21 protein-coding genes are annotated in these 22,605 nt (G+C 69.9%); 6 read left to right on the plus strand and 15 right to left on the minus strand.

The window, feature by feature from the left end; genetic code table 11:
* Positions 1-413: 413 nt before the first annotated feature.
* Together VGR37_22635 and VGR37_22640 are read right to left on the minus strand one after the other, a co-directional pair.
* Complete coding sequence (locus tag VGR37_22635) at positions 414-1,616, minus strand: DUF262 domain-containing protein (GenBank protein ID HEV2150213.1); 1,203 nt, start codon at positions 1,614-1,616, stop codon at positions 414-416.
* A 270-nt stretch (positions 1,617-1,886) separates the two neighbouring features.
* Positions 1,887-2,093: a hypothetical protein gene (locus tag VGR37_22640; protein ID HEV2150214.1), complete on the minus strand. Its 207-nt coding sequence runs from the start codon at positions 2,091-2,093 to the stop codon at positions 1,887-1,889.
* A 92-nt stretch (positions 2,094-2,185) separates the two neighbouring features.
* Between VGR37_22640 and VGR37_22645 the strand changes: the two genes are divergently transcribed.
* Positions 2,186-2,392: a hypothetical protein gene (locus VGR37_22645; protein HEV2150215.1), complete on the plus strand. Its 207-nt coding sequence runs from the start codon at positions 2,186-2,188 to the stop codon at positions 2,390-2,392.
* A gap of 38 nt (positions 2,393-2,430) precedes the next feature.
* On the opposite strand, the gene VGR37_22650 is transcribed toward VGR37_22645, so the two are convergent.
* The 5 genes from VGR37_22650 to VGR37_22670 form a co-directional block, all read right to left on the minus strand.
* Complete coding sequence (locus VGR37_22650; GenBank protein HEV2150216.1) at positions 2,431-3,684, minus strand: tetratricopeptide repeat protein; 1,254 nt, start codon at positions 3,682-3,684, stop codon at positions 2,431-2,433.
* A 273-nt stretch (positions 3,685-3,957) separates the two neighbouring features.
* Positions 3,958-4,227, minus strand: coding sequence for a hypothetical protein (locus VGR37_22655; protein ID HEV2150217.1), 270 nt, complete (start codon positions 4,225-4,227; stop codon positions 3,958-3,960).
* A gap of 45 nt (positions 4,228-4,272) precedes the next feature.
* Positions 4,273-5,034 (minus strand): TerC family protein, encoded by a 762-nt coding sequence (locus VGR37_22660; GenBank protein HEV2150218.1) that lies wholly within the window; start codon positions 5,032-5,034, stop codon positions 4,273-4,275.
* 119 nt (positions 5,035-5,153) lie between these two features.
* A complete protein-coding gene (locus VGR37_22665) occupies positions 5,154-5,579 on the minus strand; it encodes a DUF1232 domain-containing protein (protein ID HEV2150219.1) in 426 nt (141 codons plus the stop codon).
* A 275-nt stretch (positions 5,580-5,854) separates the two neighbouring features.
* Positions 5,855-7,915 (minus strand): NAD(+) synthase, encoded by a 2,061-nt coding sequence (locus tag VGR37_22670; protein HEV2150220.1) that lies wholly within the window; start codon positions 7,913-7,915, stop codon positions 5,855-5,857.
* A gap of 156 nt (positions 7,916-8,071) precedes the next feature.
* Between VGR37_22670 and VGR37_22675 the strand changes: the two genes are divergently transcribed.
* Both VGR37_22675 and VGR37_22680 read left to right on the plus strand, forming a co-directional pair.
* Positions 8,072-8,920, plus strand: coding sequence for a neutral zinc metallopeptidase (locus VGR37_22675; GenBank protein HEV2150221.1), 849 nt, complete (start codon positions 8,072-8,074; stop codon positions 8,918-8,920).
* A 61-nt stretch (positions 8,921-8,981) separates the two neighbouring features.
* Positions 8,982-9,173, plus strand: coding sequence for a hypothetical protein (locus VGR37_22680; protein ID HEV2150222.1), 192 nt, complete (start codon positions 8,982-8,984; stop codon positions 9,171-9,173).
* Between the two features lie 297 nt (positions 9,174-9,470).
* On the opposite strand, the gene VGR37_22685 is transcribed toward VGR37_22680, so the two are convergent.
* The gene (locus tag VGR37_22685; protein HEV2150223.1) at positions 9,471-11,141 is read right to left on the minus strand and encodes a S8 family peptidase; all 1,671 of its coding nucleotides are present in this window, start codon (positions 11,139-11,141) and stop codon (positions 9,471-9,473) included.
* Between the two features lie 254 nt (positions 11,142-11,395).
* Between VGR37_22685 and VGR37_22690 the strand changes: the two genes are divergently transcribed.
* Entirely contained in the window at positions 11,396-12,274 is an 879-nt protein-coding gene (locus VGR37_22690; protein ID HEV2150224.1) for a hypothetical protein, read from the plus strand.
* A gap of 25 nt (positions 12,275-12,299) precedes the next feature.
* Here the strand turns inward: VGR37_22690 and VGR37_22695 are convergent, their stop codons facing one another.
* The 3 genes from VGR37_22695 to VGR37_22705 form a co-directional block, all read right to left on the minus strand.
* The gene (locus VGR37_22695; protein HEV2150225.1) at positions 12,300-12,635 is read right to left on the minus strand and encodes a TfoX/Sxy family protein; all 336 of its coding nucleotides are present in this window, start codon (positions 12,633-12,635) and stop codon (positions 12,300-12,302) included.
* Positions 12,626-13,228 carry a M23 family metallopeptidase gene (locus VGR37_22700; GenBank protein ID HEV2150226.1) on the minus strand — a complete coding sequence of 201 codons (603 nt, stop codon included), beginning with the start codon at positions 13,226-13,228 and terminating at the stop codon, positions 12,626-12,628. Before VGR37_22700 ends, VGR37_22695 begins: the two co-directional genes overlap by 10 nt.
* A 135-nt stretch (positions 13,229-13,363) precedes the next feature.
* Complete coding sequence (locus VGR37_22705; GenBank protein ID HEV2150227.1) at positions 13,364-13,879, minus strand: hypothetical protein; 516 nt, start codon at positions 13,877-13,879, stop codon at positions 13,364-13,366.
* Positions 13,880-14,110: 231 nt separating this feature from the next.
* Here VGR37_22705 and VGR37_22710 point away from each other — a divergent pair, with 231 nt between their 5' ends.
* Positions 14,111-15,823 (plus strand): DUF2339 domain-containing protein, encoded by a 1,713-nt coding sequence (locus VGR37_22710; protein ID HEV2150228.1) that lies wholly within the window; start codon positions 14,111-14,113, stop codon positions 15,821-15,823.
* Positions 15,824-16,006: 183 nt separating this feature from the next.
* On the opposite strand, the gene VGR37_22715 is transcribed toward VGR37_22710, so the two are convergent.
* From VGR37_22715 to VGR37_22725, 3 genes are all read right to left on the minus strand, one after another.
* Complete coding sequence (locus VGR37_22715; protein HEV2150229.1) at positions 16,007-18,316, minus strand: P-loop NTPase fold protein; 2,310 nt, start codon at positions 18,314-18,316, stop codon at positions 16,007-16,009.
* A 197-nt stretch (positions 18,317-18,513) separates the two neighbouring features.
* Entirely contained in the window at positions 18,514-18,987 is a 474-nt protein-coding gene (locus tag VGR37_22720; GenBank protein ID HEV2150230.1) for an NUDIX domain-containing protein, read from the minus strand.
* Positions 18,988-19,001: 14 nt separating this feature from the next.
* Positions 19,002-20,234: a cation:dicarboxylase symporter family transporter gene (locus VGR37_22725; protein HEV2150231.1), complete on the minus strand. Its 1,233-nt coding sequence runs from the start codon at positions 20,232-20,234 to the stop codon at positions 19,002-19,004.
* A gap of 350 nt (positions 20,235-20,584) precedes the next feature.
* Here VGR37_22725 and VGR37_22730 point away from each other — a divergent pair, with 350 nt between their 5' ends.
* Positions 20,585-20,962, plus strand: coding sequence for a VOC family protein (locus VGR37_22730; GenBank protein HEV2150232.1), 378 nt, complete (start codon positions 20,585-20,587; stop codon positions 20,960-20,962).
* Between the two features lie 125 nt (positions 20,963-21,087).
* On the opposite strand, the gene VGR37_22735 is transcribed toward VGR37_22730, so the two are convergent.
* Positions 21,088-22,605, minus strand: a 1,518-nt coding sequence (locus tag VGR37_22735; protein ID HEV2150233.1) for a S41 family peptidase, incomplete at its 5' end; no start/stop codon positions are given.

Consider the following 22,605-nt stretch of genomic DNA (forward strand, 5'->3'; position numbering starts at 1 on the left):
AACATGAAGGGCAGGACTCCCGAGCAGGTCTTCCTTGCTGGCCTGCCCCAACCCTCCACCCCGACCGCCGAGGAGGTGCCTGAGGCTGCTTGATCTACTCCCCGGCGGGGGCAACTGTCAGGGGAACACCATCACTGTACATTGCGTCCGAGCATGTCGACTCCGGTCCGGGGGAACGAGCCTCCGAGCGATGCGCCCAATCTACTGCCCAGCCCCTGGCGGCGCGCCTTTTTTCAACAGCCTTTTAGAGACTCCCCGCCCAATATGTTGCTGCAACTCTCTCAGCATGCCTTCGACCGGCGACGCGGGCGGATCGCCAACGTGCGCACCAAGAAGAGCCCACTCGCGTTCCAATCCAGCAATGTGGCCTCGGAGGTCCAATAGCCCACGCCGGAATGCTTCCAGGCTCGCCTTCATGATCTATTCAACACGTCCGCAAGAAAAGTTACAAAGAGTTGATTCCGATCCCCGATGTTGCTGAGATTGGTGTAGCGCCCTTCAAAGCTATCGTAGTTGCTCTCGTAAAACCGCGGGAGACGCGCACGGATCTCGTCGCTACGTGCTCTCAATTCGTCTGCGTGTTCCAGATTCTGGCTAAAAGCAAACATGACGGGATCGTACAGAACTGTAGTTGGCCGGCTGTACCACGACCATCCTGTTACTCTTTTTCTCCACAACCAGAATGCCTGTTCGCCTAGCGTATCGTACACGAGCTTAACGGTCGCCTCGAAGAGGGTCTGGAAGAACGCGAGTACATCCTCTGGCAAAAGATTTCCATGCTTCAGGAAGCGGTCGAGATAGTCGCGAAGCGCACCTTTATGGTGCTGTAGGCGCTGCCGGTACGCGAAAAACCGAAGTACCAATTCTACATCGTCCATCTTCCGGTACGACTCATTCTCAAGCAACGCATCCGGAACGGTCCCGTACTGGATCTCCTCAGGCGTCGGCTCGGGGATGCCCCACATCCTACATAAGTACACGTTTCGAGCCAACGAAATACACAACTGGTTGAGTGGGCCATTGTAGATCGCATTCCTAGACTCCTGAGGTTCCAGCTTAATTCCCCCGCTATTAATCCGCTCGAAGACGAGTTGCTTCAGCCGCAGAGCCTCAGTCTCGTTTTTTGCCGTCTCCTGAAGCAGAATAATAGACGATAGATATCTCCGGTCGATTCCCCGCCGAATCTGCTCTGGCAATTCGCTGTAGCGTCGCCCGTTGAGTTCGGACCACTCTTGTAGACCTTCAAGCGAATACTTGTCCGTATAGAACTCAGAAATAGCAGTAAGGCGTTGGAGACCATCCATTACTTCATAGTGAGAGTAGCGGTCCTCGTATAGAAAGACTGGTGGGATCGGTACATTCATGATGAATGACTCGATCAGCCGTGATTTTTTGGTGGTGTCCCACCGATGGCGCCGCTGGAACTCGGGGTTCAGCTCGTAATCCCCACTGTCCACCATCGATGGAATGGCATTTAGAGGGTAACGAGCCTGCTCGGTGACAATGCGGACGTCGCCTTTGATGTACTTCTGGTCGATCGCCTCATTGGAAGCAACGTGGAGGCCGTCAATGTCAGCCTCTGCGAAGATCAGCGCTTCTCCTGGATGTAGCTTCATGGGGCCTCACAGTCTGATTGAGGGATCTGCTCAGAAGAGAACTTAGGCGAGCGGGTCGTGATGCGACAGAAGAATGGCACAAATGCTGGGCGGGCTAGCATCACAGATGGGGTTGGCCCCCTTCGTCGCAATTCGGTGTGCCTACGGTCGCCTTCATACCGCGTGAGGGATCTCGGGACCCACAGCCCAGTCCGGCAGAACCCCCCGTCTCACCAATCGGAGCCAACTGTCGCCCCGAGTCACTTCATGGCTCACGCCTGGCGGGCAGGCTCACTCCGGCCTGCCGCACCGCTCCTGCCCCATCCGGATCCACTCCGGCACCGGGAGCCCGTGATCCGCGAAGGCCGCTCTCAGGTGCTCCAGGGCCACCCGGCGTGCCTCCTCCCGTCTCCCTTCCGGCAGTGCCCCCACGAGTAGCTCCAGCATTTGTAGCTTCTCCTCCGGGGAGAGGTCGTCCGTGCGCGTCCCGCCGCCCATCCGCTGTGCCTCCTTGTGTCCGCTCCTATTCACCGTCGGAGCGTTAGATTCCCAGGCTCCTGCTGTACCCAACCCCCACAAGGAGAGTGGCAATGTACCGTCCCACACGCTTCGCCGTCGTCCTCGCCGCGCTCGCGCTCGCCGGGTGCAATGGTGCGAGTGGTCCCGTCGACCCCGCGGGTGTGTCCGCGCGCCGTGCCGACCTCGCGCCGGCGGACAGCACGATGGTGAGCACCACGAGCACCACGACGGAGGGCGATTCGGGGCGCGGCGTCTACACGCTGGGCGGGGGCAACTGATCCCGTCCAGCACCGCAGGGACGCGGCCCCGCTACGGCTCACACCCGCGAGTGCCGCGTCCTGATCCGCTGTACGATCCGTGTCGCGAGCAGGTCCGCCACCGGGTCCGCCTGAGGCAGCACGTCCGCCCGTGGAGGGCTCTCCCCTTTCAGAAGGGCGCGCGCGTCGTTGGCGACCTGCTCCTGCCCGCGTGCCGTCGCCAGTTGCAGGGCGTATCCCGCCGCGACCTCCACCCGCTCCCGATCGTCGAGCGCCGCGGAGCCAAGCGCGAGGCAGATAAGCGAGGAGGTGACACACTCCAGGTGCGGGTTCGCGTCGATGATCCCCCAGGTTTCCGTCCACGCGCTCAGGAACGTCACCTGGTCCCCGACCGCCCCCGCGGCGCGGGCGATCCCGGAGATGGTGTACAGTCTGTCGGACAGGTCACGGAGGGTAGGAAGCACCGCCTGGAGGACCGGAAGAGCGCGTGCCGGACTGCCATTCAGCATCCAGAACACCGCGACATCGTGCGCGAGGGCGGGAAGGCGGGGGTGCGCGGACGGGTACGCGCTGAACGTCCGGCGCGCCAGCTCCTCCGCCTCCGCGGTCCGCCCGGTCTCCACGGCGACCGTGAACAGGTCGTGAAGCGCCTGCGCCGCGACGTCCCGGATCCCCGCCCGGCGCGCGGACTTGAACGCGCGGTCGAATGCCTGCTCCGCGGCGTCGTACGAGCCCTGGTACATCAGGATCTGGCCGATCCCGCGGTACGCCCGCGCGTACGTCCGCCGGTCTGCGCGCCTGCGCGCGAGGCCGATGCTGCGCGAGTACCACGTCATCGCCCGCGTGTACTCGGATGCGCGGCGGCAGAGTGCGCCCACCGTGCAAGCGTGTTCGGCGACCGTGGGGGCGAGGAGCGCCACCGCCTGCGCGTACCAGATGGCCGTTTGCGGGAGCCCCCTGCCCTCCGCCCAGTCGGAGATCCGGCGGCACGCGCCCGCCACCTCGTCCGCCTCCGCGGGACCGCTCCCCTCCAGGATCCGCGCGACCACTCTCAGCCACCCCCGGAGCTGGTCCTCCATCTCCACCTCGCGAAGGTGCCGCGCCCGCACCTCCGCCGCGGCGGGGCTCCACAGGGCTCCGCGCCGATCCAGAGGAGTGGAGGACCAGAGCACCACGTCGTGCACGGACTGCCACAGCACCACCCCCAGCGGGCTGCGCACCTCGTCGAGAACGTAGGCCCCGGTGAACGGCTCGAAGATGCGGAGGAGTGCGGGCGGCGCGGGGCTTGGACGCCCGGGGCGTCTCTGTGCCATAAGGGGTCGCGGGTGGAGGGTGTCCGGCGCGGGTGTACTCTTCGTCCACACATCACGACGGAATGTATACGCGCCGGACACACGCTGGACAACGCGGGACACAGCTTTCCGCCACGAAGGGCAAGGGTTCCGGTTCGTGGCTCGTTGCGAGCGGGCGGTCGCTGGCCTCGGGCGGCCCGAAACGAAGCGGGAGGGCGTCGCGCCCTCCCGCTCAGGGGCGTCAGGGACGCCCCGCCGGGCCGGAAGGGCCCGCACCGGGCCCTCCGTCCGGTGCTACCGCTGCTTCTGCCTCGGCTGCACGCGGACCGTCTCCGGCTCCGCCTCCGCCCGGTCGCGGATCTCGATGTCGGGGACGGTGATGGTTCGCTCCTCCATCTCCACCTCGATCCGGGAGGGGTCGATCGCGTCCACGTCGATCTTCGGGAGCCGCCCGCCCTCGACCTCCACCTCGGGCAGCTCCCCCTGCCGCTCCTCCTCCACGCTGCATCCGCCCGCCAGGACGGCCCCTCCTACGAGCACTCCGAGCCAAGCTCGCCCATGCATCTGTCCCTCCCGGTTCACTGGACCCGGCTCAACCGCGCGCGCCCGTCACGCGCCCCGGGGCTGCGTGGCCCCGGGGTCGAGCGACTCGTGCATCCGCACGGGCGGCTTCTTGGAGCGCTGCAGGCGCAGGTTGAGCATCTCTACGAACACGCTGAAGCCCATCGCGAAGTAGATGTAGCCCTTCGACACGTGCTGCCCGAAGCCCTCGGCGATCAGCGTGAAGCCGATCAGGAGCAGGAAGCTGAGCGCCAGCATCTTCACCGTGGGATGCCGCTCCACGAAGCGGCCGATGGTCCCGGCGGAGATCAGCATCACGCCCACCGCCACCACGACGGCGGCGATCATGACGGCCACCTCGTCCACCATCCCCACGGCCGTGATCACCGAGTCCAGCGAGAAGACGATGTCGAGCAGCAGGATCTGGATGATGACGCTGCGGAAGGACGGGTATTCGCCGACCTCCGTGCGGTCCTCGCCCTCCAGCTTGTGGTGGATCTCCCGCGTGCTCTTGGCCACGAGAAAGAGGCCGCCCGTGATCAGGATGAGGTCGCGCCCCGAGATCTCGTGCCCGAACGCCCCGAAGAGCGGCGCGGTGAGGCGCATGATCCACGCGAGGCTGAGGAGGAGCAGGATACGCGTGATCATCGCCAGCGAGAGCCCGATGTTGCGGGCCCTCGCCTGCTGTGACTCCGGGAGCTTCCCCGCGAGGATGGAGATGAAGACGATGTTGTCGATGCCGAGAACGATCTCCAGCACCGTGAGGGTCAGGAACCCGATCCAGATCGATGGGTCGCTCAGCCAGTCCATGGGATCCCCTTGTCAGATGCGCTCACCGCGGGCCGTGCGGGGACATGCAACCTGCGTGCGAGCAGCAGCTCCTCGCCAGTGTGCCTGCCGAGCCCACCCCTCCCACCGCGGCCACCCCGTCACCCGCAGCACCACGGCTGGCCGGTCCGGCCGCGGACCGCGGGCCAGAGCAGCCACGCCGACAGCGCGAGCGCCGCGATCCAGAGGGCCACGATCACGGCGGCGGCCGCCCGGCTCCGGGGCCCGGGCGCACCCGGTTCCGCCCGGGCGCGGGCCAGGCACTCCTGCCAGACGGGCGGGGGGATGAGCCGGACGGCAAGGAGGATCCCGAGCGGCAGCAGGAGCAGGTCGTCCAGCAGGCCCAGCACCGGGACGAAGTCCGGGATCAGGTCGATGGGGCTGAGCGCGTACCCCACCACCAGCAGCAGCACGGCCTTCGCGTACCAGGGCACGCGCGGGTCGCGGGCCGCCAGCGCCAGCGCGAAGGTCTGCGCCTTCAGCTCCCGCGCGCGCGCACGCCAGCGCGCCCTCCACCCGCCGGACACCCTGCTCCCGGGCTCAGGCGGCGCCGGCGGGGGCCGCCGGTGGAATTCCAGCGCCACACCGGCCGAGAGTCGCGCCGCCGCGCAGGCCGGGCTCCACGCGCGGGCCGTGCGAAATGGCCGGCATGCACGCCGGGCAGGCGAGCGCCAGCGCCGCCAGGACACAGGAGATCGAGGATCCGTGGTGTGCGAGGGTCACGGTGTCGTCAGCGGTCGTTGGGTTCGCGTTACGCTCGGGGAAGCGTCGGGGGGGAAGGTGCCCGGCAGGCGCCGTCCCCTCACCCCGGCACCCGGCTCCGCAGCTCCTCCAGCCAGACCACGGCCTCGGAGTCGCTGGGGGCGCGCCAGTCCCCCCGCGGGGAGAGCGAGCCGCCGGAGCCCACCTTGGGGCCGTTGGGCATGGCGGAGCGCTTGAACTGGCTAGTCTTGAAGAAGCGCCAGAGGAAGACCTCCAGCCAGCGCTTGATGGTGGGAAGGTCGTACTCCCGGCGCGCCTCCCCGGCGATGAACTCCGGCCACGGGCCGCGCTCCCGGTCGCTCCAGGCGTGGTGCGCCAGGAAGGCCACCTTGCTGGGCCGGAAGCCGAAGCGGGTGACGTAGTACAGGTGGAAGTCCTGCAGCTCGTACGGCCCGATCTTCTCCTCCGTGCTCTGCGCCGGCGCCTCCCCCGCCCCGCTCCCCCCCGGGACCAGCTCCGGGGAGATCTCCGTGTCCAGGATGGACTGCAGGATGCGGCCGGTCTCCGCGTCGAACTGCCCGGTCCGCACCACCCAGCGGATCAGGTGCTGGATCAGCGTCTTGGGGACCGAGGTGTTCACGTTGTAGTGCGACATCTGGTCGCCCACCCCGTAGGTGGCCCACCCCAGCGCCAGCTCGCTCAGGTCCCCCGTCCCCAGCACCATGGCGCCGCCCAGGTTCGCCAGCCGGAAGAGGTGGGAGGTGCGCTCCCCCGCCTGCACGTTCTCGAAGGTGACGTCGTACACCGGCTCCCCTGCCGCGTAGGGGTGGCCGATGTCGCGCAGCATCTGCATGGCCGAGGGGCGGATGTCGATCTCGTGCGCGGAGATCCCCAGCGCCTCCATCAGCGCGTGGGCGTTGCCCTTCGTCCCGCTGCTGGTGGCGAAGCCGGGCATGGTGTAGCCCAGGATGTTCGTGCGCGGCAGCCCCAGCCGGTCCATGGTCCGGGCGGCGACGATCAGCGCCTGGGTGGAGTCCAGCCCCCCGGAGACGCCGATCACCAGCTTCTCGATCCCGGTGGCGGAGAGGCGCTTCATCAGCCCGTGCACCTGGATGTTGTAGGCCTCGAAGCAGCGCTCGTCGCGCACCGCCGCTTCGGCGGGGACGTAGGGGAAGCGCTGCACCGCCCGCGCGAGCGGGATCTCCCCCTCCGGGACCCGGAACTCGAACGGGACGCGGCGGACGGCGCGCACCCGCTCGCGGTACTCCCCCACCGCGTCGTTGAAGGAGGTCATCCGCATGCGGTCCTGCGCCAGCCGCTCCAGGTCCACGTCCGCCACGATCAGGTGCTCCTCCGGGGCGAAGCGCGGGCTCTCGGCGAGCAGCTCGTCGTTCTCGTAGATCAGCGCGTGGCCGTCCCACGCCAGGTCGGTGGTGGACTCTCCCGGGCCCGCCGCGGAGTACAGGTACGCGGCGATGCACTTCCCGGACTGCGAGGCGCACAGGTCCCTGCGGTACTCCGCCTTCCCCACGGTGATGTTGCTGGCGGAGAGGTTGGCGAGCACCGTGGCTCCCGCCAGCGCCGCCCAGGTGCTGGGGGGGACGGGGGTCCAGACGTCCTCGCAGATCTCCACGTGTAGCGCGAACCCCTCCACGTTCTCCGCGTCGAACACGAGGTCCGCGCCGAAGGGGACGGTCCCGCCCAGGAAGCGCACCTCGCGCGCGACGGCGAAGCGGCCCGGGGTGAACTGCCGCCGCTCGTAGAACTCGCGGTAGTTGGGGAGGTAGCTCTTGGGGACGATCCCCAGCACCCGGCCGCGGTACACGACCACGGCGCAGTTGAACAGCTTCCCCTCGAAGCGGAGCGGCGCCCCCACCAGCAGCAGCGGCGCGAGCTCCGCGCTCCCGGCCACCACGCGGGCCAGGGCGGCCTCGACCGCGTCCAGCAGCGCGTCCTGGTGGAACAGGTCCTCGCAGGTATAGGCGGAGATCCCCAGCTCCGGGAAGAGCGCCACCGCCGCGTGCCGCTCCGACGCCTCCCGCGCCAGCGCCAGGGTGCGCTCCGCGTTGAACGCCGGGTCCGCCACCCGGAGCGAGGGGACGCAGACCGCGGTGCGGACGAAGCCGTGCGAGTAGATGCTGTGGAAGGGCCGCTGCTGCATCGGGCGTTCCGGGGCGGAGGTGAGCTCCTACACTGCGCGCTCCGGGTGGTCGGGGCAAGACCGGCGCCGCCGTGCCGGACGCCCGCCTAGCACCGCAATTGCGGAAGCGGCGCCGGAACACCCGATCGAGACACCGCCGGAAACACGGAGGACAGGATGCGCTGGACCGGAGGACGGAGGAGCGGCAACCTGCAGGACCGCCGGGGGATGCGCGGCGGCGCCATCGCCGGGGGCGGGATCGGGGCGGTGGTGATCGCCCTGATCGCCGTGTTCATGGGGGTGGATCCCGGCGCGGTGCTCCAGACCGGCCCGGCGGAGGCCCCGCCGCCCGGCGCGCGGCCCGGGGTGGCGCCCACGGACTCCATGGGGCAGTTCGTGGACTACGTCCTGGCGAACACGGAGGACGTGTGGAACCAGGTCCTCCCCCAGGCCACCGGGCGGGAGTACCGGGAGCCGCAGCTGGTGCTCTTCAGCGGGGCGACGCCCACGGCGTGCGGCACCGGCCAGTCCGCGATGGGGCCGTTCTACTGTCCGCTGGACAACAGCGTCTACATCGACCTGAGCTTCTACCGCGACCTGCGCAGCCAGCTCGGCGCACCGGGCGACTTCGCGCAGGCGTACGTGATCGCCCACGAGGTGGGGCACCACGTCCAGAACCTCCTGGGGATCTCCGACCGGGTGCACCAGGCGCGGCAGGGGCTCGGCCGCGCCGAGGGGAACGAGCTCTCCGTGCGGCTGGAGCTGCAGGCGGACTGCTTCGCCGGGGTCTGGGGACACCACGCGCCGCGGACCGGCCAGGTGGTGCTGGAGGAAGGCGACATCGAGGAGGCGCTGACCGCCGCCAGCGCCATCGGCGACGACCGGCTGCAGCAGCAGGGCCAGGGGCAGGTGGTGCCGGAGAGCTTCACGCACGGCACCTCGGAGCAGCGGGTGCGCTGGTTCCGCCGCGGCTTCGAGAGCGGCGACCCGCGCACCTGCGACACCTTCGAGGCCGCGCGGCTGTAGCGCCGCCTCCGGCGCGGTTCCTGCGGGCCCTTTCCGCCCCACTCGAACCACGGAGGGAGCAATGGAGCGCAACCAGAACGACCGGAGCGAGCCGCGCACGGACGCGAACCGCGGGCACGGCGGCCCAGCGCCCGACCGCGACGCCGTGATGCGGGAGATCGAGGCCAGCGAGACGGACGGCAAGGGGACCGGGGGGATGGGCGCCGACGCGGGTGGCTGGGAGCCGCTCCCGGAGGACGAGCCCGGCGCCTGAGCCACAGGTCGGGGGATCAGCCCGCAGAACAGGAGCGCCCCCGCCGGGAGATCCCGGTGGGGGCGCCTTGGCCCTCACCCGGCGGCCTGAGAGCCGCCACCCTCTCCCAAGTCTGGGAGAGGGGATGAACTGCCCGTCTCGTGGGGGCCCGCGTGAGGGATGCGAGCCCGTCAGGGGCGAGACTCCGCGGCTGTTTGCGGAGGCTCGCCGCCGTTGGACACGGTCGTTTCGTGTCCTACGGCGCCGCAGCCCGGCCCCGGCGCCAGCCGGGGACACGCCCGAACAGGCCGTTCGAGTCTACCGCCGCGCCCCCGCCCGCTGCTCCGCCAGGCGCAACGCCTCGTAGGCGTTCACCACCCCGCCGCTGCCGGAGAGCTCCGCGAAGGGGACGCGCGCTCCCCCCTCGCCCGGCCGGACCACCTGCTGCCCCGGGAAGCGGGTGGCCGACTCCAGGATGATCTCCCGCACCTGCTGCGCGGTGAGCTCCGGGTAGTACGACAGGATCAGCGCGGCCAGCCCGGAGACCACCGGAGCGGCCATGCTGGTCCCCTGGTTGCGCTGGTAGTCGTTCCCCGGGACGGTGGAGAGGATGCTCACCCCCGGCGCGAACACGTCCACGCGGTTGCGGCTGAAGTTGGAGAAGGAGGCCGCCAGCGAGTCCGCCACGTACGACGAGGCCCCCACCTCGATCCAGTTGTTCGGCACGCTTCCGGTGAGGAGGTGGCGGGTCGGGTAGCTGGGCTGGCGCTCCGAGTCCGCGGCATCGTTCCCGGCCGCGTGCACCAGCAGCACCCCCTTGCTCTCCGCGTAGCGGACCGCCTCGTCCACGGCCTGCTTCTGCGGCGAGTGGGCCTTCCCGAAGCTCATGTTGATGACCCGGGCGCCGTTGTCCACGGCGTAGCGGATGGCGTTCGCCACGTCCTTGTCGCGCTCGTCACCGTCCGGCACCACCCGGACCGACATGATCCGCGCCGCGGAGGCGATGCCGTCCACCCCGATCCCGTTGCCCCGCTCGGCGGCGACGATCCCCGCCACGTGCGTCCCGTGGGAGGCGTCCGGCCCCTTGACGTCGTTGTTGCCGTAGCGGCGCTCCGAGGTGTCGGCGTAGTTGTCGCCGACGATGGAGCGCGGGTCGAAGTCCGGGTTCAGCCCGCTGCGGAGCCGGCCCTCCAGCCGCTCCAGCTCCTCGGCCAGGAGCGCGGGGGTGATGCCGTCGGCGGCGAGCTGCAGGAACACCTGCCGCGCCTGCGCCACGTCGGTGCGCACGGGGCGCAGCGCCATGACGTTCTGCACCGTGAGCGAGTCGGAGCCCACTTCCCGCTGGAGGATGGCCGCGAAGCGGTTCACCGCCGGCATGATGGCCCGGAGCTGCTGCACCTCTGTCTGCGTCTTGGCGACCGAGGCCTGCAGCTCGCTGCGGATCTCCTGGAAACGCTGGTACTCGGCGCGCGCGGCGGCGGAGAGGGTGTCCGGGCGGGCGCCCTCGTAGCGGCGCAGCGAGGCGTAGATGCGCGCCGCCTCGTAGGTGTCCTGGTGCACGTTCCGCCCGTCGGACCCGCCGATGAAGTTCCAGCCGTGCACGTCGTCCACGTAGCCGTTGCCGTCGTCGTCGATCCCGTTGCCGGGGACCTCGCGCGGGTTCTTCCACATCACGTTGCGCAGGTCCTCGTGCTCCGGGTCCACCCCGGTGTCCAGGATGGCGACCACCACCGGCTGCCGCGGCTCCTTCCCGGCCAGCAGCTCGCGATAAGCGCGCTCGGCGCCGGTGCCGGGGTAGGGACCGCCCGCCCGGTCCTGGAGCCACCAGCTCGCGGCGGGGAGGCCGAGCGCCTCGTCCGGCTCCACCACCGGCGCGGTGGGGGCCGGCACGGGCGCAGCGGGGGCGGTCGGCGGCCCGCCGACGGTCTGCGCCGGGGCGCACGCGCCCAGGGCGAGCGCGAACAGGCCGGGAAAGAAACGGTTCCGCATCGGGTAGCTCCTTCGGGTCGGGAAGAACGGGCGCGCCCGGGCGCCCCGCCACGCATGTACCGCGGACCCGGCTCGGGAGATCCATCCCCCGCCGCGCCCGCGCCCGCCCTCCCGCAAAAAGCGGAGCACGCGCCGCAGCGGCAGCACGCGGCGCGGGGGACCGCCGGGGCCGACGGGCGCGCGCTTCCAACCTCCGGCGCGGGCGAGGTATCCAACCCCGTGAACGGACGAGACCTCAACCGGAGCCCCACCCGATGAACCGGATCACCGCCACCCCCGTGCTCGCCACGCTGCTCTGCTCGCTCGCCCCACTCCCCGTGCCGGCGCAGGCGGCGCCCCCCGCCCTGGAGTGGTCCATCCACCGCCTGGAAGCCCGGCCGGAGGCCGTCCAGCTGGCACTGCGCTACGAGACGTCGCGCGGGGGCACCGGGACGACCAGCCGCCCCGTGCCGCTCCGGGAGCTGGAAGGACTCACCGCGGCGCAGCTCTCGTCCTCCGCCGGGACGCCGGTGCGGTTCCGGCTCCGCCGGGAGGCGGGCGTCTTCGACTGCGAGGGGTCGCTGCGCGACGGGCGCGGCTCCGGCCAGTGCGACTTCGCCGCGGACGCGCGCTTCGCCGCCGGGCTGGACCGCCGCGGGATCGGGCGCCCCACCGCCGCGCAGCAGTTCTCGCTGGCGCTGCACGACGTCGGCCTGGCGTTCGTGGACGAGCTAGCCTCGCAGGGCTATGCCCGCCCGGACGTCGCGGAGCTGGTGCGCGCGGGGCAGCACGGGGCGAGGCTGGACTACCTCCGCTCCATGGGCGAGCTGGGGTACCGCGTGGGGTCGCTGGCCGAGCTGGTGCGGATGAAGGACCACGGGGTGAACGCCGAGTTCGTGCGCGGCCTGGCCTCCCACGGCTACCGCGACCTCCCCGCCGACGAGCTGGTGCGGCTCCGCGACCACGGCGTCACCCCCCGTTTCATCGCAGAGATGCGGGAGCTGGGCTACGAGGGGCTTACCCCCTCGCAGCTGGTCCGGATGCGTGACCACGGCGTCACGCCGGACTTCGCCCGCCGGGTGAACACGCGCGCCGGCACCCGCCGCACGGTATCCGAGCTGGTGCGGATGCGCGACCGCGGCGAGACCTGGTAGCCCCGGAGGAGCGGCGGGAGCGGGGCTACTTCCGCTTCCGCGCGCTCCGCGCCACCGCGAGGGCCTTCTCCATCCAGGGCCGCAGCTGGTCCGGGTCCTCCAGCAGCTCGCCGGGGAGCTCGTGGTACCGCATGGGCTTCGCCTCCTCCCCGAAGGGGCGGAACGGCCCCTTCCCCGCCCGCTCGAAGTCGGGCCGGTTGGTGTCGTCGGTCTTGAAGTAGACCAGGTCGTCGTCCATCAGCGCGAAGAACACCCCCTCCGAGTAGATGCCGACGCCCCCGAACATGGCCCGGGAGGTCACCGGCGCCACCCGGCCGAGCTGCTCCAGCACGTAGTCGCGGAACTCGCGGCTCACCGCCATGAAGGCCCTCCTCTCCCCGTGAAGGCCGCACGGACCCCGTGCGGCCGCGCCGAAGTCCGGCTGCCCGCGGAGTCCGGCCCGGCCAGCAGCGGGTACGGATTGCGGGCTCCCCCTCCCCTCGCGTAGATCCCGTAGTGCAGGTGACAGGGCGTCCCCCGCGCGTTGCCGGTGTCGCCCACGTAGCCCAGGGTGTCGCCCGGCTGCACCCTGTCCCCCTCGCGGAGGTCGCCGAAGCGGCCCAGGTGCGCGTAGTAGTGCGCGTGCCCGCCGGGGCCGAACACGCGCACCACCTGCCCGCCCAGCGCGTCCTCGCCCACCGTGAGCACCACCCCCTCGGTGGCGCTGAGGACGGGGGTGCCGCAGGGGGCGAAGATGTCGATCCCCTCGTGGCGGCGCCCCCCGCTCCGCGCCGCGCCCCAGGTGTCCGTGAGCTGCGCCGGCCGCACCCCCTCCACCGGAACCGGGAGCGGCACCGGCATCGTCCTGCGGGTGAGCTCGGCCAGGGCCCACGCCCGGCGCAGCACGGGGAAGAGGAGGACCGCCCCCGCGGCGAGGAGGGCCAGGAGCAGCAGCGCGGTGAGCACACGCCTCACGGGGCGTCCCCACCCCCGCGGCGCCGGGGCGTCACCCACGCGCCCCCGGCTGCCAGCGCGCAGGCGCACGCGGAGCGGAACAGGCCGGGGAGGGCGTTCAGCGCCGTGCGCATCGTCCGCGGCCCCCCTCCCGCGCTACGCCGGGGGCTCGCCGAAGAAGCCGTCGGCGCTCACGGCGCTCCCCAGCGCCTGCGCGGTGTTGACCTGGTAGTGCCACACGTGCTCCTCCCGGAGCTGCGGGAGGTTCTGCCGGAGCCGCTCCAGGAGCACGCCGATGCTCAGGCCGGTCTTGCTGCCGATGACCACCCGCAGGTTCGCCCCGTCCACATCCGTGTACCCGGTGAAGAACCCCTTGGCGTTGTCCGCCACCAGGCTGGCCTGCACGGAGTTGATGTGGCCCATCCGGGCCCGCCTCCACGACACCCCGATCCACTCCACCAGCGTGACGGCGATGCAGATGAACTGCCCCGTGGTGAAGATCCCGGCCGCCTCCACCGGAGCGTCCTTGAACGTCCCCGCACCCTTCACCTCCACCCAGCCGTCCACCGAGCCGAAGTACATGCGCGGGCCGTCCCGCTGCCCGATGTCGGCGTAGGAGACGCTGGGCGGCGCGGTCTTCTCCGCCTTGCCGGTGTACACGTTCACGCTCATGCCGCCGCTCCGCTCCCGGAATGTTCACGTCGCTCCTGCGCCCGCCGGTGCGCACCGCCACGGCGGGCGCGATCCACAAGCTACCACGCGCCCCGGGACGCCGCACGCTCCGGCTCCGCCGTCCGCGGGAACCGCCGCTGCGGGCCGCCGAAGTCGCTGCGCGCTTGAGCGATAGCCCCGCCGGGGCTACCTTTCGGACACCCCGCGTTTCCCCGCGCCCCCGTCCCCGCCATGAACGATCCCCGTCCGGCAGACCTGGAAGCGCGCATGTCGCGCCTGGAAGCGGCGGTCGAGGACCTCCAGCAGGCCGTCCGCCGGATCGAGGCGGCGACCGCGCCGGGCGCCGCCTCCCCCGCGCTCGCGCCGGCCGTGCCGGCCGCTGCGGCGGCACCGGCTCCCGTCTCACGGCCGGAGGTGTGGGCCCATCAGAGCGAGCAGTGGCTGGGCAGGGTGGGGTTGGGGCTCCTCTTCCTCGGCCTCGTCTACCTGTTCAACTTCAGTATCGAGCAGGGATGGATTACGCCGGTGGTACGGGTAGCCATCGGACTGCTGATCGGAGGCGTGCTGCTCGGAGTCGGGCTGCGGCTCCAGCGCACACGGCGCAGCTACAGCCAGATCCTGCTGGCAGGGGCGCTGGCAGTGTTCTACGTCACCGGCTTCGCGGCGAGCCAGCTCTACCTGCTGGTGAGCTACGGGGCGGCGTTCGCGTACATGGCGGGTGTGATGGCGCTGGGACTGGTGCTGGCGCGGCGGCAGGACCACCCCTCGCTGGCCAGCCTGGGCGCCCTGGGCGGCTTTGCCACGCCTCTTCTGCTGCACCGCGAGAGCACAGCGGTCGTGGAGCTCTCCGTGTACGGGGCCCTGGTGGTGGTCTGGTCGGGGGCTCTCTACTGGCTCCGCGGCTGGCCCTCGCTTCTCTGGACGTATGCGGTAGGTGGGGTGGCCGCACTCAGCATCGCCGCCAACCATGCGACGGGCGAGGAGCGCTGGGTCGTGCAGGGGTCGCTCCTCCTGATCTGGGTGCTCGGCGCCGGCCTGCCCTTCGCGCGCGGCATCATGAGGGCCGACCGCCGCGGTCAGCGCTTCTGGGGGATGGTCCCGCTCTCCCTGCAGCTCCGCGTCCTCGGTGTAGGGATTACCTCGGCCGTGCTCTTCCTCACCGCCGAGATGTGGGAGCTGCGCCGGGTGGAGAGTGGCGGGCTCTTTCTCCTCGCGGCACTCCTCTTCGCCTCTCTGGCATGGGGCGGCACGCGCACCCCCAACCGCATCGCTCGCGCGGCGGGTCCCGTGGCGGCCACCCTCCTCGCGACCGGTACCTTTCTGGTGCTGGAGGACGCTGCGCTCCGGACGGCGGTGCTGAGCCTGGAGGCGCTCCTCTTCGTCTACGCCGGAAGCCGGCGCCGCCTGGCCGGCGTGGAATGGGTGGGGCACAGTCTCTTCGGCGTACTCACCCTCTACCTGCTCGCCGACGGTCTCGCGAGGCAGCAGGAGGCCTTCGATGCGCTCGCGTTCGCACACATTCTCCAGATCGTCCTGATGCTGGCGGCCACCCGATGGCGCTCCGCGCCGCGCACCGGCCTCCTCCCGGCGCCGCCGCAGACGGCCTGGGTGTACCGCATCGCCGCTCACGCCCTCTTCCTCCTCTGGCTCGCCACCGAGATCGGCCCCCTCTCCAGCGGCTCGGGGTGGGTGACGCTCGCCTGGGGCGCCTACGGCGCCGCCCTCATCCTGCTTTCCATGCGCCTCGGGGACGGGGCCGCCATGGTTGGCCTCCAGCTCGTCGCCTTCTCCGCGCTTGCTCTCGCCGTCGGGAAGCTCGTGATCGTGGACCTCGGCCGCGTCCCCATGCTCTGGCGCATCCTCCTCTTCATGGGATTCGGCGGCGGTTTCCTCGGTCTCAGCTCCGTTTTCAAGCCCCGCGATGCAACGTCGCGGGATGCGTGACCCGCTGCCGGGATCACAGACCGAAGCAGGCTGCTGCGCATCCCTGCTCCGCACCCCCTGCAAGGAGCAAGTAGGGGGCGAGGTAGGCCCACCAAACTACGTGGGGCGGCGGAAGCAGCTCGGCAGGCCACACGGATAAGCACGCCGCAAGGAAGTATAAGCGGGAGCCACATACCAGGAACGTCAGGCCGTATCTGACCCAGAGCTACTTCGCAGGAGTTGGATACACTGGTCAATCAGTCCATGGGGATCCTGGGGGCCTTTACCTTTCGGGAGAGACTTCGCCCAAAGGCAGTGCTCTACGAGGAAGTCCGCACCTAGGATCGAATCTGCCGATACGCGTAGTTCTCCCGGTTCAAGGACATCAAGACTCGGCACGTTGTCACTCCCTCGCGCCCCAAAAAGCGAGATTATCGCTGGGAGATAAGCCAGGTCGTCCGCGATGATTCTCCGCAGATAATGTTGAATCGGGCTAAAGTCTCTTCCGATCAGCCGAAGCAGATCACGCCAACGCCAAAGCAGATGAGATGCCTCTCTCGCATTCATCTCCGCAAAGACGTTCGGATGCGCCTCGATGTATGGGTGAAAGCGCCGCAACGCAATCTCAGCGATCTCAGTCGCTGCCTTCTCGTCGCTCATCTCCGAGGCCTTCAGGAAGTGGGCTCCAGCTAACATCGCCCAACTCGGATCAGTGATGGATTCGAGCGCAGCCCTCACAATCCTGACATGCTCGCGAGCAAGATGGAACAGGCCCCTCGATTTCGGCCCAGCAACCCGCGATACGATCTGCAGAAGAATGCTCTCAATCTCCTCGAGTGAGAATAGATCCCTCTCGCTAATCAACCTACGTGTTGCTAACTCCGCGCGGGCGCTCATAGGGGTACTGTCGCTGGTGTCTGCCGTGCCCAGGACATCCGGTAGCCGAAATAGAAACTTATCTAGAAATGAGCTCCGCTCCTCAGCAGAGAGGCTTCTCAACGAGTTCACCAAAGAGTCTCCCACGAGAGTGCTCTCATCAGCATCCAGTTCCCGAGCAAATGCAAGAGCGAACTCAGCCACATACTCATCCGAAATTTCACCGAGCGGAGGCTCTAACTCAAAATACCTATCGAAGCGGTGAGGACTTGCAATGCGGTTGAGGTGCCGAAGATTTTGATCGCCCCGCCGCCGCTCCGCCTCACGCAGGTTAGGAAAGAGGAGAAGCAGGATTTGATGAAGCACACTTCTATCGGATTCAGCATGCGCGTCGGGAATTACTTCACCGCCATGGTCCTCTACGTCGGTCGGCGCAGCAGGCACTCCTTCCAGAATCCGCCGAATGACCCTCTTCCGTGCAGACTTAAAGTCCTCCTCCCCCAGCATCGCGAGCAACGGATCGCCTTCGCCTGTAAGCAACTGTTTGTTGCGCCGTACGCGCTGATATACATCGGGATAGAACGTATGGACAAAAGAAATAAGCACTGCATCAGCCGCGTGAATGTCGAGCCTCTTATCACCGGTGAGGAGCATGAAATGCAAGTTATTTACGAGCCGCGCCCGATCTCGAAGGGTACGAATGCGAGCACCGATCGTCGACCGGTAGGGGATGCCATGCTCATCGTAATCGACGATCCGCCAATGCAGATCAGAGAAGAGGCGGTCGGTCGGGTATCCGGCCGAATCGAGAGCACTCGCGACTGCCTCCTTTACTAACTGGTCTAGGGTCGAAGCCGGAATTGGGGGTACAGACACAGGCACCTGGACAATCTTATCCAAGAACTCTGCGCCATAGCTGGTGCTACGGTTGGCGGTGAGGACCTCACGGACTCGATCATGGTCCATAGCGAGGACATATGATATGTTGGGCAAGTCTGCGATCAACCGGACTACCCGCAGGACGGCCAAGATCTCATTCGCCTGCGCACGGTCGAGATCATCGATCAGAACAACTATCCGGTTAGGGATTTCCTTCTTACCCAGTTTACGCAGTATTTCAGAAGCATCCTTCCGGGCCTGCCGAAACTCGGCTTCTCCAGTAGAAAGTAGTTTGTTCACCGTCAGACGTAGCGCAGAACTGCCAAGCGAGGCAAGAAACGGCACTGATGAATAGGTGGCCAGAAAGGGGACAATGAACTGTCCCATGCCGGTCAGAGCGGATGCGAGACGACGGCGCTCCTTGTCGGTGAGCCCTGGAGCCTTACCGGTGTGCGCAGAGAGTGTACCGAAGAATGACAGAAGAAGCGGTTCCGTGTCCGAGTATATCCAAGGATTAAACGGGATCGGAACGGCGCGGCGGACGCGCGTCTCGCCCTCCCAATGGGATAGCTCTTGCTCAAGTAGATTGAGGATCGAGGTCTTCCCACTTCCCCAACTCCCATACAGTCCCAGCACGAACCCTTCATCGCCCGGCCAATCTACGAGTGGTTTCAGAAGCCGACGCACGAATCGAGTAGCACCAATCTGGTCCTGTTCAGCCGAGTTGATGGGCGCATCCGTCAACAGCTTGATCTGCATCGGGTCGTTACTCCTGCGCGGGAAATTGAACACGGCCTTCAACCATGCCGATTCCGGGCCACCACTCGATAGGCAGCTCCCGCCGGTGAATCCGGACAGTTCACACAAGAACAAAAGGGAAATCTAAATCGCCCCACCAAGTCCGATCGGGGGGTGATGATGCGAACCCCCGTCGCGAAGCCTCTAAATCTGCTATCTCACCCCTCCGCGAGCAGCGCCTCCAGGCGGTCGATCAGCTCCGCCTGCGCGGCGTTGATCTTCGCGCGGGCGGCCTCCGGGTCGTACCAGGCGCAGCGGTCCACCTCCGGGTAGGTGATCCAGCGCCCGGAGCCGCGCGGCCACTCGGTGCGCATGGTGTTGCTGACGATGCGCTCCGCCTCCGCGTCGCCCTCCCACGCCCAGGCATGCACCGTCTTCCCCGCCTTCTGGCGAATGCTCCCCAGCGAGAGGAAGGGACCCTCCGGCACGATCCCCGTCTCCTCCTGGAACTCGCGCCGTGCCGCGGCCAGCGGGTCCTCGCCCTCCTCCACCACCCCCTTGGGGATCGTCCACGCCCCCGCGTCCCTGCGGCTCCAGAAGGGACCGCCCGGGTGCGCCAGGAACAGCTCCAGCCCCCGCGCCCCGCGCCGGAAGAGGAGGAGCCCCGCGCTCACGTTCGGCCGCCTCGCCATGCCGCCCCCGCCGCTCAGGCGTCCGCCGCGTCCGGGACGTCCGCCCCGCGGCGGCGTCCCAGCAGCGTCGCCGCGGCCATGTGGCCGGTGACGTTGGTGGTGGTGCGGAACATGTCGGGGATGGTGTCCACCCCCAGCAGGATCCCGATCCCCTCCACGGGGAGGCCCACGGCCAGGAGGATGGGGGCCATGATGAGGATGGAGCCGCCGGGGATCCCGGGGACGCTGAAGGTGAGCAGGATGGACGAGATCCCCACCGTCACCAGCTGCGCGGGGGCCAGCTCCACGCCGTACAGGCGGGCGATGAAGAGCACGCCGGCCGGGAGCGCGATGGCGCCGCCCAGCCGGAACACGGAGGCGGAGAGGGGGAGGAAGAAGGAGCCGATCTCGCGGGGGAGGCGGAGCGCGCGGGCCCCCTCGATCATGGGGGGGAGGGCGGCCAGCGAGGAGCGGGCGGAGAAGGCCACCGCCTGCGCGGGGGCCGCCGCCCGCGCGAACTCGCCGATCCGCACCCGCCCGCCGAGCGCCGCCAGCGGGTAGAGCGCGGCGATCACCAGCACGCACGCCGCCACCGTCAGCCCCACGTACGCGGCCACCGCGCCCAGCGCGGCGATCCCCAGCCGCGCGGCCAGCGGGAGCGCCAGCGCGAACACCCCGAGCGGCGCCAGCGCCAGGATCCAGCGCACCAGCACCAGGGTGGCGTCCGAGACCGCCTCGGCCACGCGCACCAGCAGGTCGCGCCGCTCGGGCGCGGCCCGCCTCGCCGCCGCGGCGAAGAGGAGGGTGGCGAAGATCAGCGGGAGCATGGCCCCGTCCGCCGCCGCCCTCACCGGGTTGGAGGGGATCAGCCCCACCAGCCACTCCGCGAAGGTGGGGACCGCGGCCTCCACGGGCGAGGTGGCGCCGCGGAGGGCGGCCGCGGCGGCGGGGTCGATCCCCACCATCCCCAGGAGCGGCGGGGCCAGCGCCAGGGCGAGCGCCGCCGCGGCCGCGAGGAGCACCAGGAAGAGCACCAGGGCCCGCGCCCCGATCCGCCCGATCCCCGCCCCGCCGGCGGCCACCCCCGCGAAGAGGAGCGACACCACCAGGGGGACGACGGTCATCTGGATGGCGCGGGTCCAGAGCGTCCCCAGCGGCTCCACCCACAGGGCGGCCTCGCGGAGGGCGGGGGTCCCGGCGGCGGCGATCCACGCCCCGATCCCCAGCCCGGCCACGAGGCCCAGCAGTACGCGTGTGGTGAGAGACATGCGCCCAACCTACCACGCCGCTGCCGCGGGCGCGAGATGGCGGCGTGGGGCGCGGCGGGAGGGAGCGAAGCCTACGCCCCCGAGCCCAGCATCCCCCGCCGACGTGCCGTGTCCGTGCTCCGCATGCGTCCTCCGCCGTGGCCGGTTCCGCGGGGCCGTCCGTGGCCCCTTCCGGGACGGAAGGCTACGCGGCGGCGGGGGCGCGGGCGAGGACCCCGGGACGGACGCCGGAGAAGGTGGGGCGAACGGGCGGTTCCGGGGGGCCGTTGCCGGCCGCGGGGAGGGTGCTATCTTCCGCCCGGCCGGCCGCGGAGGCCGCGCTCCCCCCTCACCCCGTCCGACCGACGACCATGAACAAGCTCACCCCCGTGCTGTACGTGGAGGCCATCGAGCCCGCGCTCCCCTTCTGGCGCGACCGGCTCGGGTTCGAGGTGACCGCCGAGGTCCCCCAGGGCGACCGCCTTGGCTTCGTCATCCTGCAGAAGGGCGGCGTGGAGATCATGTACCAGACGCGCGAGAGCGTCGCGGAGGACGTCCCCCCGCTCGCGGACACGCCCCTGGGCGGGAGCCTGCTCTTCGTCCAGGTGGACGACCTGGACGCGGTGGAGCGGGCGCTGGAGGGGGTCGAGCCGGTGGTGCCGCGCCGCAAGACCTTCTACGGCGCGGACGAGCTGATCGTGCGGGAGCCGGCCGGGAACGCGGTGACCTTCGCGCAGTTCGGGGGCTGACCCGGGCGGAACGGCATGGGCTCACACAGAGGAAGCAGAGGACTGCTCTCGCTCTTCCTCTGCTTCCCCTGCTTCCTCTGCGTGCGTCCGATCTGAGGTCGGAAGAACCGCGAGAGGCTCCCGGCCTACCGCACCCCGGGGAGCGCCGCGGCGCGGGGGAGCTCGCGCACGGCGGCGGCGACCTCCGGGTCGGTGGCCGCGGCGACGCGGTAGTATCCCGCCGCGCCCCACTTCGCCCAGGCGACGCCCTGCACCAGGGTGCGCTGCAGGTGGGCGTCCGCCTCGGGCCCGGCGGGAACGGTGACGCCCTGCCGCGCCGCGAAGGCGCGGAAGTCCGCCAGCGCCGCGTCGGGGAGCGACGGGCGCGCCGCCAGGGCTTCGGCGGTGGTGAGCCCGGCGGTCCCCACGTAGCCGCCGACCCACTGCAGCGGCAGGCTCTCCTCGCGCAGCCGCGCCAGCCAGAGCGGCGCGGCCTCCGCCTCCGGGAGGACCACGTCCGGGTAGATCCCGCCCCCGCCGTACACCCTCCGCCCCGCCGCCGTGGTGCAGGCGGGGCGCCCCACCGTGTCGCGCGCCTCGCCGGCCAGGCGGTAGTAGTCGCGGCGGGTGACCTGCCGGTACTGCCGCTGGACCACCCGCCCGCACGGCGTCTTCAGGTGCCCCACCACCAGCATCACCACGGAGCCGTCGGTGAGCGGGAAGCCCTGCATCATCAGCGACTTCCCGAAGGTGGTGCGGCCCACCACCAGCGCGCGGTCGTGGTCCTGGAGCGCCCCGGCCACCAGCTCGGAGGCGCTCGCGCTCCCCCCGTTCACCAGGAGCACCACGGGGTAGCGGCGCTCGCTCCGCCAGAAGGAGCGCTCCACCTTCCCGGTCTTCCGCACCTCCGGCTTCCGCCCCTCCGAGGTGTAGACCACGGTCCCGGAGGGGAGGAACTCGCCCGCCACCTGGGCGGCCTCGTCCACGCTCCCCCCGCCGTTGTCGCGCAGGTCCAGCACCAGCCGGCGCATCCCGCCCCGCTCCAGCTCCACCACCGCGCGGTGCAGGTCGTCGGCCACCCTGGTGCTCGCGAAGGAGGTGATGCGCACGTACCCCGTCTGGGCGTCCAGCATGAACGCCGCGGGGACGGCGGTCTCGTCCGCGGCGCGCTCCCGCTTCACCGTGCGCTCCACCCGCGCCACCGACCCGTCGACCCGGCGCCGCTCCAGGGAGAGGCGCACCGTGGTGCCGCGCGCGCCGGCCAGCGCGATCTCCAGCTCCTCGGCGCTCTCCGCCGCCACGGGAACGCCGTCCGCCGCGACGAGCTCGTCGCCGGGGAGGACGTCGCCGCCGGCCGCAGAGGAGCCCGGGGCGACGCCGACCACCACCGGCGCGCCGCCCACGAAGGCGAAGCGCACCGGGACGGGGTGAAGCTTCCCCTCGCGCCAGGCCTTCGCCACCTCCGGGACCAGCCGGGTGGCGGGGAGCACGTACGAGTGCGGGTCCGCCGCGGCGATCATTCCCTGCACCGCCGACATGAACAGCGCGTGCGTGTCGACGGAGTCGGGGTGGTTCACGCGGATCTGGTTGAGGACCTGGCTGAACATCTGCAGGTCCTCGTACACGGTGGGCCGGCGGATGGGGCCGGAGGGGCGCTCCTGCGC

The sequence above is a fragment of the Longimicrobiaceae bacterium genome (genome assembly GCA_035936415.1).
Taxonomy (GTDB): Bacteria; Gemmatimonadota; Gemmatimonadetes; order Longimicrobiales; family Longimicrobiaceae; genus JAFAYN01.

Bases quoted from the DNA above. Each gene is read 5' to 3' on its own strand.
- VGR37_22685 (HEV2150223.1), bottom strand. From the start codon at position 11,141: ATGCGGAACCGTTTCTTTCCCGGCCTGTTCGCGCTCGCCCTGGGCGCG.
- VGR37_22730 (HEV2150232.1), top strand. From the start codon at position 20,585: ATGAACAAGCTCACCCCCGTGCTGTACGTGGAGGCCATCGAGCCCGCG.
- VGR37_22690 (HEV2150224.1), top strand. From the start codon at position 11,396: ATGAACCGGATCACCGCCACCCCCGTGCTCGCCACGCTGCTCTGCTCG.
- VGR37_22680 (HEV2150222.1), top strand. From the start codon at position 8,982: ATGGAGCGCAACCAGAACGACCGGAGCGAGCCGCGCACGGACGCGAAC.
- VGR37_22640 (HEV2150214.1), bottom strand. From the start codon at position 2,093: ATGGGCGGCGGGACGCGCACGGACGACCTCTCCCCGGAGGAGAAGCTA.
- VGR37_22725 (HEV2150231.1), bottom strand. From the start codon at position 20,234: ATGTCTCTCACCACACGCGTACTGCTGGGCCTCGTGGCCGGGCTGGGG.
- VGR37_22715 (HEV2150229.1), bottom strand. From the start codon at position 18,316: ATGCAGATCAAGCTGTTGACGGATGCGCCCATCAACTCGGCTGAACAG.
- VGR37_22635 (HEV2150213.1), bottom strand. From the start codon at position 1,616: ATGAAGCTACATCCAGGAGAAGCGCTGATCTTCGCAGAGGCTGACATT.
- VGR37_22670 (HEV2150220.1), bottom strand. From the start codon at position 7,915: ATGCAGCAGCGGCCCTTCCACAGCATCTACTCGCACGGCTTCGTCCGC.
- VGR37_22645 (HEV2150215.1), top strand. From the start codon at position 2,186: ATGTACCGTCCCACACGCTTCGCCGTCGTCCTCGCCGCGCTCGCGCTC.
- VGR37_22710 (HEV2150228.1), top strand. From the start codon at position 14,111: ATGAACGATCCCCGTCCGGCAGACCTGGAAGCGCGCATGTCGCGCCTG.
- VGR37_22660 (HEV2150218.1), bottom strand. From the start codon at position 5,034: ATGGACTGGCTGAGCGACCCATCGATCTGGATCGGGTTCCTGACCCTC.
- VGR37_22650 (HEV2150216.1), bottom strand. From the start codon at position 3,684: ATGGCACAGAGACGCCCCGGGCGTCCAAGCCCCGCGCCGCCCGCACTC.
- VGR37_22655 (HEV2150217.1), bottom strand. From the start codon at position 4,227: ATGCATGGGCGAGCTTGGCTCGGAGTGCTCGTAGGAGGGGCCGTCCTG.
- VGR37_22695 (HEV2150225.1), bottom strand. From the start codon at position 12,635: ATGGCGGTGAGCCGCGAGTTCCGCGACTACGTGCTGGAGCAGCTCGGC.
- VGR37_22705 (HEV2150227.1), bottom strand. From the start codon at position 13,879: ATGAGCGTGAACGTGTACACCGGCAAGGCGGAGAAGACCGCGCCGCCC.
- VGR37_22675 (HEV2150221.1), top strand. From the start codon at position 8,072: ATGCGCTGGACCGGAGGACGGAGGAGCGGCAACCTGCAGGACCGCCGG.
- VGR37_22720 (HEV2150230.1), bottom strand. From the start codon at position 18,987: ATGGCGAGGCGGCCGAACGTGAGCGCGGGGCTCCTCCTCTTCCGGCGC.